The sequence below is a fragment of the Paraburkholderia sp. DD10 genome (assembly GCF_049177125.1).
GTDB classification, from domain to species: domain Bacteria; phylum Pseudomonadota; class Gammaproteobacteria; order Burkholderiales; family Burkholderiaceae; genus Paraburkholderia; species Paraburkholderia terricola.
In genome coordinates this window covers 3,339,733-3,356,924 of record NZ_CP185393.1, presented here as the reverse complement: position 1 = coordinate 3,356,924, position 17,192 = coordinate 3,339,733, and the positions used below count along the sequence as shown (strand labels likewise).

16 protein-coding genes are annotated in these 17,192 nt (G+C 65.3%); 4 read left to right on the top strand and 12 right to left on the bottom strand.

The window, feature by feature from the left end:
- The first annotated feature begins 112 nt into the window (after window positions 1–112).
- Window positions 113–1,690 (top strand): efflux transporter outer membrane subunit, encoded by a 1,578-nt coding sequence (locus tag ACOCG7_RS30580; protein ID WP_073427884.1) that lies wholly within the window; start codon window positions 113–115, stop codon window positions 1,688–1,690.
- 120 nt (window positions 1,691–1,810) lie between these two features.
- On the opposite strand, the gene ACOCG7_RS30575 is transcribed toward ACOCG7_RS30580, so the two are convergent.
- The 8 genes from ACOCG7_RS30575 to gspG form a co-directional block, all read right to left on the bottom strand.
- Entirely contained in the window at window positions 1,811–2,590 is a 780-nt protein-coding gene (locus ACOCG7_RS30575; RefSeq protein WP_073427883.1) for a type II secretion system protein N, read from the bottom strand.
- 28 nt (window positions 2,591–2,618) lie between these two features.
- Complete coding sequence (locus tag ACOCG7_RS30570; RefSeq protein WP_073427882.1) at window positions 2,619–3,122, bottom strand: type II secretion system protein M; 504 nt, start codon at window positions 3,120–3,122, stop codon at window positions 2,619–2,621.
- Window positions 3,119–4,516, bottom strand: coding sequence for a type II secretion system protein GspL (gspL, locus tag ACOCG7_RS30565; RefSeq protein ID WP_073427881.1), 1,398 nt, complete (start codon window positions 4,514–4,516; stop codon window positions 3,119–3,121). Before gspL ends, ACOCG7_RS30570 begins: the two co-directional genes overlap by 4 nt.
- A gap of 28 nt (window positions 4,517–4,544) precedes the next feature.
- A complete protein-coding gene (gene gspK, locus ACOCG7_RS30560; protein ID WP_073427935.1) occupies window positions 4,545–5,585 on the bottom strand; it encodes a type II secretion system minor pseudopilin GspK in 1,041 nt (346 codons plus the stop codon).
- A gap of 634 nt (window positions 5,586–6,219) precedes the next feature.
- Window positions 6,220–6,897, bottom strand: coding sequence for a PulJ/GspJ family protein (locus tag ACOCG7_RS30555; RefSeq protein ID WP_073427880.1), 678 nt, complete (start codon window positions 6,895–6,897; stop codon window positions 6,220–6,222).
- Window positions 6,875–7,279, bottom strand: a complete 405-nt coding sequence (gene gspI / locus ACOCG7_RS30550; RefSeq protein ID WP_073427879.1) for a type II secretion system minor pseudopilin GspI — start codon at window positions 7,277–7,279, stop codon at window positions 6,875–6,877. The genes ACOCG7_RS30555 and gspI overlap by 23 nt, the downstream gene beginning before the upstream one ends.
- A 1-nt stretch (window position 7,280) precedes the next feature.
- Window positions 7,281–7,790, bottom strand: a complete 510-nt coding sequence (locus tag ACOCG7_RS30545; protein ID WP_235004822.1) for a GspH/FimT family pseudopilin — start codon at window positions 7,788–7,790, stop codon at window positions 7,281–7,283.
- Window positions 7,791–7,969: 179 nt separating this feature from the next.
- Window positions 7,970–8,434, bottom strand: a complete 465-nt coding sequence (gene gspG / locus ACOCG7_RS30540) for a type II secretion system major pseudopilin GspG (protein ID WP_073427877.1) — start codon at window positions 8,432–8,434, stop codon at window positions 7,970–7,972.
- A gap of 170 nt (window positions 8,435–8,604) precedes the next feature.
- On the opposite strand from gspG, the gene ACOCG7_RS30535 reads away from it, so the two are divergent.
- Entirely contained in the window at window positions 8,605–9,018 is a 414-nt protein-coding gene (locus ACOCG7_RS30535) for a type II secretion system protein N (protein ID WP_073427934.1), read from the top strand.
- Between the two features lie 68 nt (window positions 9,019–9,086).
- Here the strand turns inward: ACOCG7_RS30535 and gspF are convergent, their stop codons facing one another.
- The 3 genes from gspF to gspD are packed head-to-tail and all read right to left on the bottom strand — an operon-like array spanning window position 9,087 to window position 14,222.
- Window positions 9,087–10,304 carry a type II secretion system inner membrane protein GspF gene (gene gspF, locus ACOCG7_RS30530; protein WP_421378465.1) on the bottom strand — a complete coding sequence of 406 codons (1,218 nt, stop codon included), beginning with the start codon at window positions 10,302–10,304 and terminating at the stop codon, window positions 9,087–9,089.
- 4 nt (window positions 10,305–10,308) lie between these two features.
- Window positions 10,309–11,859, bottom strand: a complete 1,551-nt coding sequence (gene gspE, locus ACOCG7_RS30525) for a type II secretion system ATPase GspE (protein WP_073427875.1) — start codon at window positions 11,857–11,859, stop codon at window positions 10,309–10,311.
- The gene (gene gspD, locus ACOCG7_RS30520) at window positions 11,856–14,222 is read right to left on the bottom strand and encodes a type II secretion system secretin GspD (protein ID WP_073427874.1); all 2,367 of its coding nucleotides are present in this window, start codon (window positions 14,220–14,222) and stop codon (window positions 11,856–11,858) included. The genes gspE and gspD overlap by 4 nt, the downstream gene beginning before the upstream one ends.
- A gap of 513 nt (window positions 14,223–14,735) precedes the next feature.
- Between gspD and ACOCG7_RS30515 the strand changes: the two genes are divergently transcribed.
- Both ACOCG7_RS30515 and ACOCG7_RS30510 read left to right on the top strand, forming a co-directional pair.
- Entirely contained in the window at window positions 14,736–15,182 is a 447-nt protein-coding gene (locus ACOCG7_RS30515) for a lytic transglycosylase domain-containing protein (protein ID WP_073427873.1), read from the top strand.
- 240 nt (window positions 15,183–15,422) lie between these two features.
- Window positions 15,423–16,733 carry a GTP-binding protein gene (locus ACOCG7_RS30510; RefSeq protein ID WP_073427872.1) on the top strand — a complete coding sequence of 437 codons (1,311 nt, stop codon included), beginning with the start codon at window positions 15,423–15,425 and terminating at the stop codon, window positions 16,731–16,733.
- A gap of 127 nt (window positions 16,734–16,860) precedes the next feature.
- Here the strand turns inward: ACOCG7_RS30510 and ACOCG7_RS30505 are convergent, their stop codons facing one another.
- Window positions 16,861–17,139, bottom strand: coding sequence for an HU family DNA-binding protein (locus ACOCG7_RS30505; RefSeq protein ID WP_006050811.1), 279 nt, complete (start codon window positions 17,137–17,139; stop codon window positions 16,861–16,863).
- Window positions 17,140–17,192: the final 53 nt, after the last annotated feature.

The following is a 17,192-nucleotide window of genomic DNA, read 5'->3' as shown; positions in this document are numbered from 1 at the left end:
GGTTTGCCGCGCCTCGCGCGGACTCACGCTAACATGCCGGCAGACTCACGAGCTCGCCAGGCCGGCAGCGCCGTGATCGGCCGCACCGCGGCGTCCAGAAGGAATCCATTGCATGCAGTCTGATCGAATCTCGCGCGCGCGGATGCTTGCGCCTCGCGTCCTCACTCTCGCGGTTGCCGCGGCGCTTGCCACCCTGCTGGCCGGTTGCGCGGTCGGCCCCGACTACAAGCGGCCCGCCGCCGAGATCCCCGCGTCCTACAAGGAAGCCGCGCCCGGCTGGAAAGTCGCTCAACCGGCCGATCAGCAAGACCGCGGCGACTGGTGGACCATCTACCAGGACCCGCAGCTTAATGCGCTCGAAGAGAAGCTGAACACCGCGAACCAGACCATCGCTCAATATGCCGCCGCCTATCGCCAGGCGCGCGCGTTGGTCGGCGAAGCGCGTGCCGCCTATTTCCCCACAATCGGTGCGTCGGCGGGCGCGACACGTTCCGGCACCGGTTCATCGTCCACGGGTTCCACCAGCAGCCGCTCCGGCGTCAGCAACAGTTTCAACGTACAGCTCGACGCGAGCTGGGAGCCGGATCTGTGGGGCTCGGTGACCCGCTCGGTCAACGCGCAGAAAGCCGGCCAGCAAGGCGCCGCCGCGGACCTGGCGAACGCGCGGCTCTCCGCGCAGGCCACGCTCGCGCAAACCTATTTCTCGCTGCGCGCGCTCGACGCCACCCAACAATTGCTCGACGAGACCGTCGCGGCCTATCAGCGCTCGCTGCAACTCACGCAAAACCAGTACGCGGCGGGCGTCGCCGCGCGCTCCGACGTGATTCAGGCGCAAACGCAATTGCAGTCGGCCCAGGCGGCGGCGATCGACAACGGCGTGCAGCGCGCGCAGGACGAACACGCGATCGCGGTATTGGTCGGCGAACCGGCCTCCACCTTCTCGATTCCACCGATGCCGCTCACCGCCACGCCGCCGGCCGTGCCCGCGCAGATGCCGTCGGCGCTGCTCGAACGGCGTCCGGATATCGCGTCGGCGGAGCGCAAGGCCGCGGCGGCCAACGAGCAGATCGGCGTGGCGATTGCGGCGTTTTTCCCGTCGCTCACGTTGTCGGCCAGCGGCGGCTTCGAAAATTCCGTGTTCTCGCAGTTGCTGACCGCGCCGTCGCGCTTCTGGACGCTCGGCCCGCAACTCGCCGCGACGATCTTCGACGCCGGCTTGCGCAAGGCGCAGACCGAAGCGGCTCGCGCGGCCTACGACGCCGATGTCGCCACTTACCGCCTGACGGTGCTGACCGCGTTCCAGGACGTCGAGGACAACCTCGCGTCGCAGCGCATCCTCGAAAGGGAAGTCGTCGTGCAGCAGCAGGCGGTGGAGTCGGCCCGGCAGGCGCTCGCGATCGTCACGAACGAATACAAGGCGGGCACGGTCGGCTACGTCAACGTGCTGACCGCGCAAACCACCGCCTTCACCGCCGAGCAGAAGTTGAAGAGCATCGCGGGACAGCGGATGGTGTCGTCGGTGGGTCTGGTGAAGGCGCTGGGCGGCGGTTGGGACGCGTCGCAAATGAATCGTGAAACGGGCGACGTGGCGGCGCCGGCGCCGCTGCCGGCTTCATCGGCCACGCCCGTGGCGCAAAACGGAGTCACGCCGGCGCCGTCGCAGCAGCAGACGCAGACGCAGAGCAAATAGACGCGCGGCTCGCAAACGAACCGGCAGGAAAGAAGGGCGAAAAAGAAGCGGCATGGCGCACGCACCATGCCGCTTCTTTTTCAACGGCGTTGTCTGGACGTCAAAAGGCGTTCGCCCGCGTCAGTGCGCGAAGCTCAACGTCACCGTGCCCGGTCCGCTCGGCCGCCCCAGCAGGTTCAGCAATCCCGCGAGGATATCGCGCGCTTCCGGCGCGGCACTGGCCGTGCCTCGAAACGAGGTTGAAGCGGCCGACACCGTGCCGCTGCCGTCCAGCATCAGCGGGCCCTTGATCGTCGTCAGTTCGACTGTCGAAGAAGCCCCTTGCGCCTGGAACAGCACCCGGTACGATCCCAGCGGCTTGACCGGCGACACACGTGAGCTGACGTCGTTCAGCGTGACGGTGAGCTGCCCGAATGCCTCCTTGTTGAAGCTGCGCCAGTCCGACCACGACAGTCGCACCTCGCCCTGCAAATCGAGCGTATTGAAAGGCGCGCCCAGGCCGCTCAGCAGCGACGCCGGCACGGCGAGTTCGCCCGGCGTGACCGTGGCGCTGCGCGGCGTGGCGTCGACGGTGATCGGCTCGGGCATCGCTTCGCTCTGCCGCATGGTCATGCGCACGCGGCCGGTGAAAAGCGGCCAGAACGACGTGCGCCATTCGATCCGCCCAGGCAGGAGGGTCGGCGCGCTCATGTCGGAGCCGGCGGCCAGCATCAGCGTGGCCGAGCCGTGCCACAGCGAGCCGGCCGGGTCGACCAGATTGACGTGACCACGCGTCTGTTTGGCGAACTGCGGCGTGATCCACGCGGCCGGCAACAACGCGAGCATCACGACCGCGGCGGACAGCACCGCGATCGCCAGCCAGGGCAGTGCGACGCGCAAGCGCCGCATCCAGTAAGTCATGCGATATCCCGTAACGGCGCGGTGATGTTCATTTCGCGGTCGAAGGCTGGAACGACGCCGTCAGATCCACCTGGCCGTCTTCCTTGAGCGCGGTCACGTGCGCCTCGGCCACCTGCACCTTGAACTGCTTGCGCACGTCGTCGACCCAGCTCGTCCACGTGGGGAACGACGCGTTTTTCATCTGGACCTGCACCACGTTGCCGATCACCTGCACCTGGGTGGCGGCGAGGCCGTGATCGCCCAGCGAGGCGGTGAGCGCGTCCTTCAGCGCGGCGCCGGTCGGCGCGACGCCCTGAGCCGCCGCCGACAACTGCCGCGCTTCGCTCGATTGCGCGGTCATCTGCGCCAACTGGCGCTGCAAGGTGGGCAGCGATTCACGCAGACGCGCGCGGCCCTCCTGCGCCGGCGCCCACAGCACCGACCACGCGATGACCACCGCGAGCAAGCCGCCGCCCCACGTCAGAAGATTTTTTTCGCGCTCCGTGCGCTGGTCCCAGAAGCCGGCCCATGTTTGAGCGAGTTGAGCTTTCATTGTCCGTTCCTGATGGTCCACTTGCCGGTATTGCTGTCGATCGCGCCGCTCAACCCATTGCGCCCGAGGCGCTTGCCGAAGTCGGGATCGAGCTTCACCTCGGGCTTGAAGGTCACGTCGAGCCGCCGGTCGTGATAGTCGAGCCCTGCGATGCCGTTGAGCGGCACCGGCGCGAGCGAGCGCGCGAGGCGGTCGGCGAGCGACAGGAAATCGTCCGGCGACAACTCGCCCGCAGCCACGCGCAACTGCTGCAACTGGCGCGACATCTGATCGGGTGCATCGAGCACGACCGTGGTCTTGGGGAAGGTGTTGAGCAGCAGTTCGGTCATTTGCGTGCTGATCGCGTCGCGTTGGCGCGCGAGCATCAGCCACTGCACGTTCGCGCCGATGATCGCGACCACCAGCGCGCCGACCGCCAACAGCACCGGCAGACGCAGACGCCGCAGCGTCGCGCGGTCGAGCCGCCACGGCTGCGAGGCGAATTCGAACTGGCACAGATCGAGGCGGCACTCCAGCGCGCGCCGCGCCAGTTGCTCGAACGGCAACGGACTGGCGCCATGCACGTAAGCGGCGAGCCGCGCCGGACTGCTTGCGCCCAGGCTCGGTTCGTTGCCGGGCACCTCGGTCAGCATGTACAGCGAGACGGGCGCCGCGCCGGCGAGCGCGCCGAGCGTTGCATTCACCGTGCTGGCCGGCACCGCCAGGCCTTCGCCCTGGACGCCGCGCGCGATCGCCAGCTCGACGCGCGGCACGCCATTTTCCGGAGCGCGCTCAACCGCGCCTTCCAGCAGCATCGCAGGGGCAGTCTGGACCACCGCGCCGAGCACCGCCGCCACCATCGGCGTCGCTGGCGCCGCCTCCGGCGATGCCGTCGTCACATCGGACGAACCCGCGACGACCGGCTCGCCGGCGTTGACCGTTTCGGCGACTTCGACGCGCGTATCGAGCGCGACGCCTTGCGGCAGACAGCGCGTCACCGGCACCGCGCGCAAGCTGCGGTGGCCGGCCGCGGAAAATCCGTCGCAGATGAAGCGGAACCAGCCGCGGTCGATGATCGCCAGCAACTGCCGGCCGCCCGCGAGCGGTTGCGGATCGACGGCGATGTGACAGGTTTGCGGGTCCTGGATCAGTTGATCCTCGACGATGTTGGGCAGCGCCTGACGCAGCCGCGGGCCGCGCAGCGGCGGCAGCGCGGCGGGCATCATCAGCAGGTCGCGGGCGGCGACCATCAGCACGGTCGACGCCGCGCGCGGCAGCAGCGTGAGCGCCGAGCGGCCGGCGCGCTGGGTGCGGCCCGACTTGTCGAGCAGCACGAACGGCAGCTCGGGCAGTTGCCATTCCTGCGATGGCACCGCCGGATCACGCGGCGGCAATAGGACGATCAGCGTGCTCAAGGTCCACTCTCTCTGGGAAAGGCGTTATTCATAGTTGGTCTTGTACCCGCACGATACGCGTAGTGTGGGTCAATGCGTCGCGATAGACGAGCGTCGTGCGGTCCACCTGGGCGCGTTCGTGCTGCACGCGGCCGTGAATCAGGAAATAGTTCGTGTTGACGTCGAACTGCGCCGGATCGACCGAGACCTGTTGCACGCCCGCGCCGCGCAACGCGAGTTGCACGTCGCCGGCGTTACGGAAAAACACCGTCTTGCGGCGCGCGACGAGGGCCTGAGCGGCCGACACGTTCATGCCCGGCACGAGCGCGGCGATCACTTCGGCGGAAGCGGTATTCATGTTGAGCGCCGTTGCGGTCGGCAGCACGGTGACGAACGGGCGCAGGCGCGCGACCATTTCCGGCGTGTAGCCGGGGATATCGAGCAGCGAATCGACACTGATCAGTTGCAGCGGCGCGCGCGCCGCGTTGTCGTCGCCGCCCTCGATGCCGGGTTTGTCGGTGAAGCCGCCGCCCATCGCGCCGCCCTGAATCGCCGGCGTCGCCGTTGCGCCGGTGGGAGAGGTGGTGGTCTGAAAGCGCGTCGCCGATTGCGCGAGGCTGGAGCGAATCTGCACGGCGGTGTTTTTCGCCAGTTGGCCGCTGACGCCGAGCGAGACGAGCAGGCGCTGATAGGCGCCGATCTGCTCCTGGTTCAGTTGCATGACGCCGGGCGCCGGGCTCGAGACCAGGTTGCGGAGGTTGAATTTCGACTGGGCGTCTTCGATCGAGCCTGAGAGGAAGGTTTCCGCGCCTTGTTCCGCTCGGACTTCGCCGATTTGGCCCAGGAAATCCGACAGGCGAGTTTTGGCGATGGGCACGCCCCATAGGCCGCCCAGGTAGGTGATGCCCGCCGAGGTGTCGCCCTCCGAGCGGAGGATCAGGCGCGTCCAGTCCAAGGCGCCTCTTGCGACCCATTGGGCTTGAGACAGGAGGCGCTGGTTTTCTATTCTTCGGATTTGGACTTGCTGGCGCCAGAGCATGCCGGAGACCAGTATGGCCGATAGGGCTACTACCAGGAGGGCGCTGATGATTGCTGCGCCGGCTTGATGGGGTTGTCTTCGCGAGGCTCTGGGGTGTGGTTTTGTTGTTGTTTTGGCCTTTTCTTGTGTTGCTAGTGGTCTATTAGCGTTGCCCCTGTGCGGGGCGGCACCTACTTTTCTTTGCCGGCCGCAAAGAAAAGTAGGCAAAAGAAAGCGGCTTACACCGCTAGGTTTCAAGCGGGTCTCCTGGCTCGGAGGGGGCAGTGGTGCATCTGGAATCCGTGCACGCGTACCCTCACCCCCCAGTGACAAGGCAGTCATACTTCCCGACTCGCGCGGCGCGCTCGCCGGAACGGTTCGCATGGGACATAGCGATAACGATGGTTTTTGTGAAGTGCCGCTCGGCGCGCGAAGCGCCGCCGGAACGGATGACTGCCTTGTCACGAGCGCGGAGTGTGCGAGGGCACGGATTCCAGATGCACCACTGCCCCCTCCAAGCCAGGGGACCCGCTTCAAAGCTGGCGGTGCGAGCCGCTTTCTTTGCTTACTTTCTTTGCGGCGGCAAAGAAAGTAAGTGCCGCCCCGCACAGGGGCAACACTAATAGACCGCCAACAAAACAAGGAAAGGCCAAAACAACAAAACCACACCCCAGAGCGTCGCGGAGACAAAAAAGAGAACCTCATATCATTCCCCGACGAGAAAAACCCGCGTAACAGGCCGCGCCAACCCCTTAGCCCCGATACGAACCTCAAGCCCGGTCACAGACCGCGGCAACGGCGCATTCCCCAACTGCGGCACCTTAAGATTATTGTCGTTCTCGGTAATCGCACTCTGCACGTCCTTCATCTGCGTGGTCCAGCCAACTTTGGGCACATAAACCCGCGCGGAAATCGCTCCCACACCGCCCATCAACGGCACCGTTGCCCACCCCTCACCCTCCTCACCACGCAACGCCCGCCGCAACTCGCCGACATTGCCCAACGGCGGCGACGCATAGCGAATCACGCGTCCCTCGGATACCCGATACCGAACCACCTGCAAGCGCGGCGCCGTCGCCGGCAAGTTCATTTGCCGCACGATCTGCAACACGCTGCCGGACACCGTAATGGCCGCCTGACCGGATTCGTCGTCCGACGCGGCCTGGCGCGCGTCGATCCGTATCTGGTCGAATAACTGCGCGAACACGCGCTCCTCTTCCATCGCGCTCGTGATGGTCTGCCGCCCGCGAATGATCTGGTCGAGCCCGCGCCACGACAGCACCGCGATCACCGCCAGAATCGCAATCGCGACCAGCAGCTCGATCAGCGTGAAGCCACGCGCGCCCGACGGGCGGCGGCGCCTAGAGCGAACGGTTGGTTTCATTCGCCACCACCGTGACCATCTGCGCCAAGTTGCCGGAACGCCCTGGCATCGTCACCATCACTTCCACCCGACGAAATACCGGATTCGGCGTCGCCGTCACCTGCTGCGTACAAATCAGTTGCAAGTTGCCCTGCGAACAGTCGAAGCTCGTCGAGCCGACGTTCGGCCAGGCATGCGTCAGGCGCAATTGCGCCAACGCGTTGTCCGCGCTCCAGCCCGCCAGCAAACGCCGGTGCAGATCGGCTTCGCCGGTCGCGAGACTGCCGACCGCGCGCAACGACGCGCCCAACGCCACCGCGATGATCGCAAGCGCCACCAGCACTTCGATCATCGTAAAACCGCGCTGCGACGCGCGCGCGCTCATGCTCCCGCAACGCCACATCTCAATGCACCTCATAGCGGCCATTGCCGGTGCCGACGATCGTCGCGCTCCCCGCCGCCGAAAACAGCGTAATCCGCACCGGCACGTCGATCGCTTCAGTGCCGAACACGATGCGGCCCGGCTGCGCATCCGAGCCGGGATAGTTGATCGCCACGCCGGTCACGCCGCCTTCCCAGTGGCGCGGTCCGAGCAGGTCGTCGCGCAGCGGGCGCCAGCCGTCCTCGGTACGCACGTCGAAACGAAAGCCGCTCTCGGACGGTTGCCAGGCGATCGGCCGCGCGCGCACCTGCGCTTCGTCGCCGGCCGATTCGAACAGCAGCGCGAGACGTTGCGCTTCCTCGTTCAGATCCGTGCGCGGATTGCGCGTCATCGTCAACGCGGTCAGCGATACCAGCAAACCCGCGATCACCAGCACCACCATCATTTCCAGCAGCGTGAAACCGGCTGCGCGCTTCCGGCCGCTCGCATGCGGACGGGGCAGGTCACGCCCGCGCGCGCCGACCCACGCCATGCGCGGCAACGAAGCCGTACACGGAGTGTCCACATGGGACTTGCAAGCGGACATACGCATAGTGCCGGCCACGAACGATCAACCTAAAAGTCAAAAACGGTACATCGACAGGACGCGCGAGCCGACCGTAAAGAAGGACGACTCTGCGCACCTGACAAAATCAGCGGCTTCTCCGCAGCTTATTGCCACGAGCCGACGTCGGAATCGTTGCCTTCGCCGCCGGCCTTGCCGTCGGCGCCATAACTAAACACGTCGATCTCGCCGTGCACGCCCGGATTCAGGTACTGATAGCTGTTGCCCCACGGATCATTCGGCAGACGCTCGAGATAGCCGCCGTCCTTCCAGTTGTTCGGCACCGGGTCCGTGCCCGGTTTTTCGATCAGCGAGCGCAGACCTTGCTCCTGGGTCGGGTAACGGCCGTTGTCGAGACGGTACAGCTTGAGCGCCTGCATCACCGTGCCGATGTCCTGCTTGGCGGCGACGCGCCGCGCTTCGTCCGGGCGGCTCATGATCTTCGGCACGATCAACGCGGCGAGAATGCCCAGAATCGCGATCACGACCATGATTTCGATCAGCGTGAAACCGCGTTGACGGCGGCTGCGCGAACCCGCGATTTCAGCGCGGCGAGTGGTCGACAGTTGCATAACTTGCTACCTCTTTTCAGATGAATTTTCGATCGGACGGAATTCGCGCTTCAGCGGGCGCGTCAGTAATCAGGGTGCCATCGAACAGGCCCGGCCGGTCATTTTAATGTCATGGTGTGGAAGGGTTTCAACCCAACGCAATTTTCACAATAGTCCGTACAATGATGCGCATGAACGCCATCCAAATCCGCCTTCTGTCGCTCGCGCTGTTCGCCGTGTTCTGCGCGACATTGACCTACTGGGTCATCACGCTCGCCACGACGTCCGGTGCGCCGTTGCCCGCGGCCGCCGCGCATCCTCAGGTGTCGACCGAACAGGCCGCCACGCTGTTCGGCGGGCAACTCACGCGCACCGCCAACCAGGACGTGCATCTGTTCGGCATCCTCGCTTTGCGCGAAGGCGCCGCGGCCATCGTCAGCGTCGGCGGTGAACCGCCGCGCGCCGTCTCGCTCGGCAGCGCGCTGATGCAAGGCGCCAAGCTCTCCGAAGTGCGCGCCCGTTCGATCATCATCGACCGCAACGGCGCGCATTCCGAAGTGTTCCTGCCGGCCAATGCGGCAGGTCCTACGATTTACGTGCGCTGAGGCGTCGAGCGTCCTGACCGGCTTCACCGGATTGCGCGGCCACCGCGCGATCCGACCAGACTTCCGCGCTACTGCACCAGGTTGTTCAACTCGATGATCGGCAGCATCACCGCCAGCACGATCACCAGCACCACGCCCCCCATCGCCAGAATCAGCAACGGCTCCAGCAGGCTCGTGAGGAACATCGTGCGGCGCTCCAGTTCGCGGGCTTCGCCGTCGGCGGCACGGTCGAGCATGGTGGTGACGTCGCCGGTCGCTTCGCCCGAGCGGATCAGGTGAACCAGCACCGGCGGAAACGTCTTCGTATTGCCGAGCGCGCGCGATAGCGACGTGCCTTCGCGCACGCGCACGATCGCGTCGTCGATGTTGCCGCGCATCGCGTTGTTGCTGAGCGTTTCGGCCGCCGCTTGCAGCGCGCGCAGAATCGGCACACCCGCCGCCGTCAGAATGCCCAGCGTGCTGGCGAAACGTACCGTGTTATAGCCACGCACGAGTTTGCCGAGCAGCGGCGCCGTCAGAAGCCAGCGGTCGAACGCGAGGCGCGGGCCCGGCTGCTTCAGGATCGAGCGCACCAGATACACCAGCACGGCCACCCCGATCATCAGCGCCCACCACCAGTGCCGCACGAAGCCCGACAGCGCCATCATCATGACGGTGAGGAAGGGCAGTTGCTGCTTGGTGCTGGCGAACACGTTCACCACTTGCGGCACCACGTAGCTCAGCAGAAACGTGACGATGCCGAAGGCAATCAGCGTGACGATCGCCGGATACGTGAAGGCGAGCACGATTTTCTGCTTGAGCGCGTTGCGTTGCTCGATGTAGTCGGCGAGGCGCGAAAGCACGAGACCCAGCTTGCCGGTGTGCTCGCCGGCCGCCACCAGCGCGCGATAAATCTCGGGGAAGTCTTTCGGATGCTGCGTCAGCGCATTGGCCAGCGAATGGCCGCCGAGCACTTCCGCGCGAATCGACGCCATCAGCTCGCGAATGTAGTCGCGCTCCGATTGCTCGGTAAGCACCGCAAGGGCTTCGTCGAGCGGCAAGCCGGCGATCAGCAGGCTCGCGAGTTGCTGCGTGAGAATCGCCTGCTCGCGCTGCGACAGGCGCCGCCCGAGCGACAAGCGTTGATTGCGCTCGCCGCGCGTGCGCGTCGCCGCGGGTTCGACGACGAGCGGCGTAAGTCCTTGCGAGCGCAGATTGGTCCGCGCGCCGCGCGCGCTGTCCGCGTCGAGCACGCCTTTTTGCGCCTTGCCCGCCGCGTCGATCGCCTCGAAACGAAATGCCGGCATGCGCTTATGCTCCGCCCGTCACGCGGATGACTTCCTCGAGCGACGTGAGCCCGGAGGCGAGCCAGCGGTCCGCATCCTCACGCAGTGTGCGCATGCCTTGCGCACGGCCGGCGGTGAGAATCTCGGCGTCGGACGCATTGCGGTGGACCAGCGTGCGGATCTCGTCGTCGATCAGCAGCAGTTCGTACACGCCGCGGCGGCCCGTGTAGCCGGACTGGCCGCACTTGTCGCAACCCACCGGATGCCAATGCACGCGGCCGTCTTCCTCGACGCGCTCCTCGCGGCACACCGGGCACAGGCGGCGCACGAGCCGCTGCGCCAGCACGCCGAGCAGCGACGACGCCAGCAGATAGGGCTCCACGCCCATGTCGGTCAAACGCGTTACCGCCGATGCCGCGTCGTTCGTGTGCAGCGTTGCCAGAACGAGGTGGCCGGTCAGCGACGCCTGCACCGCGATCTGCGCGGTTTCGAGGTCGCGGATTTCACCGATCATGATGATGTCCGGGTCCTGCCGCAGAATCGAGCGCAGCGCCCGCGCGAACGTCATGCCGATCCGCTCGTTGACCTGCGTCTGGCCGATGCCCGACAGGTCGTATTCGATCGGGTCTTCCACCGTCATAATGTTGGTGGTCGCGGTTTCGAGCCGCGACATCGACGCGTACAGCGTGGTCGTCTTGCCCGAACCGGTCGGGCCGGTCACGAGCACGATGCCGTGCGGCTTGCCGATCAGCTTGTCGAACTTGACGAGCGTATCCGGCCCCATGCCGAGCGCTTCGAGGTTCAGACGCGACGCGTCTTTTTCCAGCAGACGCAGCACCGCGCGCTCGCCGTGCCCGGTGGGCAGCGTCGACACGCGCACGTCGACCGGACGGCCGCCCACGCGCAGCGTGATACGGCCGTCTTGCGGCAGACGCTTTTCCGCGATGTCGAGCTGCGCCATGATCTTGATCCGCGAAATCAGTGCGCCGTGCAGCGCTTTCTTCGGCCGCACGACGTCGCGCAGCGTGCCGTCGACCCGAAAACGCACCACGGAAGAAGTCTCGAACGGCTCGATGTGAATGTCCGACGCCTGCTCGCGCGCGGCTTGCGTGAGCAGCGCGTTGATCATGCGGATGATCGGCGCATCGTCTTCCGACTCGAGCAGATCCTCGACCTCGGGAATGTCCTGCATCAGGCGCGACAGATCGACTTCGCCTTCCACTTCGCCGACCACTTGCGCGGCGCTGCCGTCGTGGCGCGCATACGCCTGGTTGATCGCCTGCGCGAGCTCGTCGGCGGGCAAACGCGTGACCGACAACGCGCCGAAGTTGCGCGCGACTTCCGCGAGCGCGGCGTCGTTGGTGCGCTCGCTGATCCAGACTTCGAGACTGTCGGCATGCTGATGCGCGACCAGGATCTGGCCGCTGCGGGCAAAGCCGTAAGGGACGAGGCGTGCGGCAATCCCCGAGGGCGCCGCGCGCTCGGCTTGCTCGGTCATCGCCGGGGGCGCAACCGTCGCAGCGCGCGCCGATGCAGGCGACTTTGCGGATGACGGCGGCGTGGACGGCGTGCTCACGGCTGAACTCCTGGCGATGCGGTGGACGGCGCGACCGTCACGGGGTTGGACTGCACCGCGCCGCCGTTTGTCAGGGGGGCGACGCCTGGCTGCGTCGACGAGCGCGGCTGCGGCTGCGACTGAGGCTGCGGCTGCGGCGCTAGCTGCTGACGACGCATCTGGTCGAGATCGAACAGGTTCATCGCGGGCGAGCCGCCCTGGCTGGGACCGGTCGGCATGGGCGGAACCACCGGGTCGTCCTTGTCCTTCATCACGTTATTGTCCGACTTGTATGCGCCTTGCACGCCTTGAATATAGTCGTAACGGTTCGAGGTCACAGCCTGCGCGGTATCGCGGTCGTTGATGATCACCGGGCGCAGGAACACCATCAAATTCGTCTTCTGGCGGGTCTTCTGTTCCGAGCGGAATAATTGGCCGATCCACGGAATATCGCCCAGCAGCGGCACCTTGCTGTTGCTGACCTGGTAGTTGTCCTGCATCAGGCCGCCCAGCACGATGATCTCGCCGTTATCGGCGAGCACCGTCGATTGGATCGAACGCTTGGTGAACTGCGGGCCGGCGGGGTTGGTCACCGCGTTGGTCGTGCCGTTCACGATCGCCGAGTCTTCCGTGTAGAGCTGCAGCTTGAGAATCCCGCCATCGGTGATCTGCGGCTTGATGTGCAGCGTCAGACCGACGTCGACGCGGTCGAAGGTATTGAACGCCGAGGTCGCGGTGGCGCTCGTCAGGTTCGAATACGAGCCCGTCTGGATCGGCACGTTCGTACCGACGACGATCTTGGCTTCCTCGTTGTCCAGCGTGATCAGGTTAGGCGTGGACAGCACGTTCGCGTCGGCGGTTTGCGACAGCGCCTGCAGCAGCGCGCCGAGACCCTGCACGCCGAAAATGTTGTGAATCCAGCCGACGTTGAGGCCCTGCTGTAGCCCCTGGGTTGCGAGCGCCGAGGCGAGACCGCCGGTCGCGGCCGTGGCGGCGCCCGCCGTCAGATTGACGATGCTGTTGCCGGAGCCGGTGGCGAGATTGGTGCCGGCGAATACGGAATTGTTCGCGACTTGCCACTGAATGCCGAGATTGCCGCTCGTGTTCGAGTTGAGTTCGACGATCAGCGCCTCGATGTAGACCTGGGCGCGGCGTGCGTCGAGCTGCTCGATCACCGCCCGCAGGTTGCGATACACCGGCTCGGACGCCGTGATGATCAGCGAGTTCGTTGCTGAATCCGCCTGGATCATGCCGCCTGGCTGATTGTCGTCGCTCTTTTCCTTATCGCTGCCGAACAGGCCGCCGGAGGCCGAACCGCCGCCCGCGCCGTATGCGCCGCCGCCGCCACCACCACCGCCGCCGCCCATTGACGACGACATCGAGCTGCTGCCGAGCCCGCCGCCGGGCAGCGGAGGCGTGCCCGAGGTGCCGGTCGAGTTGCCGCCCAGGCCACCCCCGCCCCCGCCCCCGCCCTGGTTGAAGGCGTTCGCTTCGTTCGAGCCGCTCGACGAGCCGGTGTCGCCGCCCTTGCCGAGCATCCCGCGCAAGGTCTTCGCAAGCTTCGTCGCCTCCGCGTTGCGCAGCGGCACGACGTGCATGTTGCCGGGCATGGTGGTCGGCGAATCGAGCTGTTTGGCGAGCGCTTTCGCCGCGGCGAGACGCGCACCGTTCGACGCGCGGATCAGCAGCGAGTTGGTGCGCGGATCAGCGGTGATGGATACCTTCAGCGTCGCGTCGGTACTGCCGATCGCGCCCGGGTCGAGCATCTTGTTCAATTGCGTGGCGATGTCGAGCGCGTTCGCGTTCTTCAACTGGACGACCGACACCGACTGGCCCGCGGCCGTATCCACGCCTGCGATGATCTGCGCGATGCGGCGTACGTTGTCGGCGTAATCGGTGACGACGATCGTATTGTTGGCCGGATAAGCGGCCACGGTGTTGTTCGGCGAGATCAGCGGACGCAGCACCGGCAGCAGGTTGTTGGCCGATTCGTTCTTCAGCACGAACACCTGCGTGACCACCTGGTCGCCGCGCGCGCTGGGCGTATTGCCGACATAGGTCGGCACACCCTGCAGCTTGGCGTCGGCCTCGGGCACGACTTTCAACACGCCGTGGTCCTGCACCAGTGCGAAGCCCTGCATGCGCAAAGCCGACTGGAGAGTCTTCAGCGCCTGATCCTCAGGTACCGCATTTTCCGACACGAGGTTCAGTTGACCCTTCACGCGAGGGTCGACGATGATCGTTTTGCCCGTTGCCGCGCCGATCGCCTTCGCCACCTGGTCGATGTCCGCGTTCACGAAATTGAGTGTCACCTGCGCCTGTGCTGTCTGCGCGGTGATCAGTCCAACCACCAGCAGCGCCGTTGCGATGCGACGCAAAGCCATACGATTTCTTTTCATGGAATAGGGTATTGATGTCGGCAGCCGTAGCTGCCGACGGTCACGCTGTGCGGACATAGGAGCAGGCCGCCGCCCTGTCGGTCTGCCAGCCAGCTTCAAAGGCGATCACCGCCCCGGATGCCGGCCATCCGATGTCCGAAAAAAAAGAACAGTAACAGTTTTTCATGTCGGATTTGTCACAACAAAACACCGCGGTGCCATTCCTCGCAGGACCACCGCCGGTAATCAACCTATTGAATGTCAACAGTTTGCGCTGAGGCGAGCAGCAAAAGCACGTCTTTTTCGCCGTCTTATGTCGGTTAGCTAACTTGACGCCCCAAGACCTGCCGGTATGATACGAGCCGTTCGAGTCGCCGGTTGCATCTTGCCGATGCGGGGTTTCCCCGATGCGCGGCAACCCCGGCCCGTAAGCCTCGGCGGCTTTCAGTGACTGAAGTATGGCCGATGAATCGCCCTCGCAAACTTTATTCTTGCCTTTTTGTTTAGTGATCTTGACTGATGAGACGCACCCTGGTCACCGTCGCCGCAGGATTTGCCGTGCTAGCCGCAGCAGGGCAGGCACGCGCCGATTGCTTCGACGAGGCGGCCAAATATCAGAAGGTCAATCCGCTGATCCTTCGTGCGATTGCCTGGCAGGAGTCGCACAACCGGCCGGACGCGCGGCATAAGAACGCTAACGGTTCGACCGACTACGGCGTCATGCAGATCAATTCGATTCACCTGCCCACGCTGGCTCAGTACGGCATCTCGCAAGGCACGCTGATGGAGCCTTGCAAGAACGTTTATATCGCGGCATGGCATCTGCGCCGTCAGATGAACAAATACGGCAACACCTGGCAGGCAATCGGCGCATACCACTCCGAGACGCCGGCGCTACGCGACAAGTATGCGCAGCAGATCGCCGCGATCCTGCGCAAGTGGAATCTGATGCCGGCTGCGCGCTGAGCGGTGTTTCCGCTGGCGCGCTGACCCGCGCCGCGCTCATTGATTTTTCCTCGCGCAAGTGCTCGGCCTCGGGCTCCCGAGCGTGGTCCGCGCCGACTTTCCGATCCGCTCCGTCACGCGGGTGCTGCCCGTTTGATGCACAATGCGGCTTCGTGCCGCCGTCGAGGCCCGTCTGTCATTGCAGTCACGCGGCCTCAAGCCCGGCACGCCTTCCAATCCTCTTGTTTGTTCCGTACCGCGATGAACCAGCCGCTATTGCCCGTCACCGTGCTCTCCGGTTTTCTGGGCGCCGGCAAGACCACGCTCCTGAATCACATCCTCGCGAACCGGGCCGGTTTGCGCGTGGCCGTGATCGTCAACGACCTCGCCGCGGTCAATATCGACGCCACCCTCGTGCGCGACGCCGCCGCCTTGTCGCACGTCGAGGAGCAACTCGTCGAACTGTCGAACGGCTGCATCTGCTGCACGCTGCGCGACGATCTGCTGGTCGAGATCAAGCGTCTCGCGGCGGAAAAACGCTTCGACGCGATCCTGATCGAGTCGACCGGCGTGGCCGAGCCGATGCCGATCGCCGAAACCTTCACGTTCGTCGACGATGACGGCGCGTCGCTCTCCGACGTCGCCCGGCTCGATACGATGGTGACGGTGGTCGACGCGTTCAACTTCCTGCGCGACTATGGTTCGGCCGACGCGCTCGCCGAGCGCGGCATCGCCGCGACCGACGAGGACGATCGCACGCTGGTCGAGTTGCTGGTCGAGCAGATCGAATTCTGCGACGTGCTGGTGGTGAACAAGGCCGACCTGGTCAGCGCCGACGAACTCACCCGCCTGCAACGCATTCTTGCCCGCATCAACCCGCGCGCGGTGCAAGTGGTGAGCCGGTTCGGCGAAGTGCCGCTTGCCGAGGTGCTGAACACCGGCCGTTTCGATTTCGACGAAGCGTCGAGCGCGCCGGGCTGGCTCGCGTCGCTCGACCATGAGCATGACCACGAGCACGGCCATGCTCACCACGGTGAAGCCGACGAATTCGGCATCGGCAATTTCATTTACCGGGCACGCCGGCCGTTTCACCCGGAGCGGCTGTGGGCGCTGCTGCATCAGGAGTGGAAGGGCGTGTTGCGCAGCAAGGGCTTCTTCTGGCTCGCCACGCGCAACGACATCGCCGGTTCGCTGTCGCAGGCGGGCGGCGCTTGCCGGCATGGTCCGGCGGGCATGTGGTGGGCGGCTCAGGACCGCGGCGAATGGCCGGACGGCGACGACGAACTGGCCGCCGAAATCGCTGCGGACTGGTACGGCGACCCGGACGATCTGACGATCGGCGATCGTCGCCAGGAACTGGTGATGATCGGTGTGGACATCGATCCGGCCGTGTGGACCGCGAAGTTCGACGCCTGCCTGCTGACCGACGACGAATATGCGCTGGGGCCGCAAGGTTGGCAGCAGTTCACCGATCCGTTCCCGGCGTGGGACTTCGACGAAGACGATCACGACCATCACGACCACGACCACGACGGGCATGGCCACGGCGAAATCGTGCATCGTCATGACTAGGCGCTGCTGACGCGCCGTCGCCGCTGATTAGCCGTGCGAGGCGCCGCGGCCAATCCATTCCGCGCAAAGCTTGCGGACGAAAAAAAACCCGCCGTTGGCGGGTGTCAACTGCCAGGCAGTAATCTGCTTAGCGCTTGTTGACTGCGTCCTTGAACGCCTTGCCAGCCGTGAACTTGACGGTCTTGGCTGCCGGGATCTTGATGGTCTCGCCGGTCTTGGGATTACGACCCGTACGTGCTGCGCGCTTGCCCGAACCAAAGCTGCCGAAGCCGATCAACTGGACCGCGTCGCCCTTCGACACGGACTTCTTGATCACTTCAAGCAACGTGTCCAGCGTCTCACCGGTTTGAGCCTTGCTGGCGCCCGTCTGTCCTGCGACGGCGTCGATCAGTTCCTGTTTGTTCATTAAGGTTCCTTTCTGAGTTTAGGTTGATACGAACAGCGCGAACGCGCCGATTA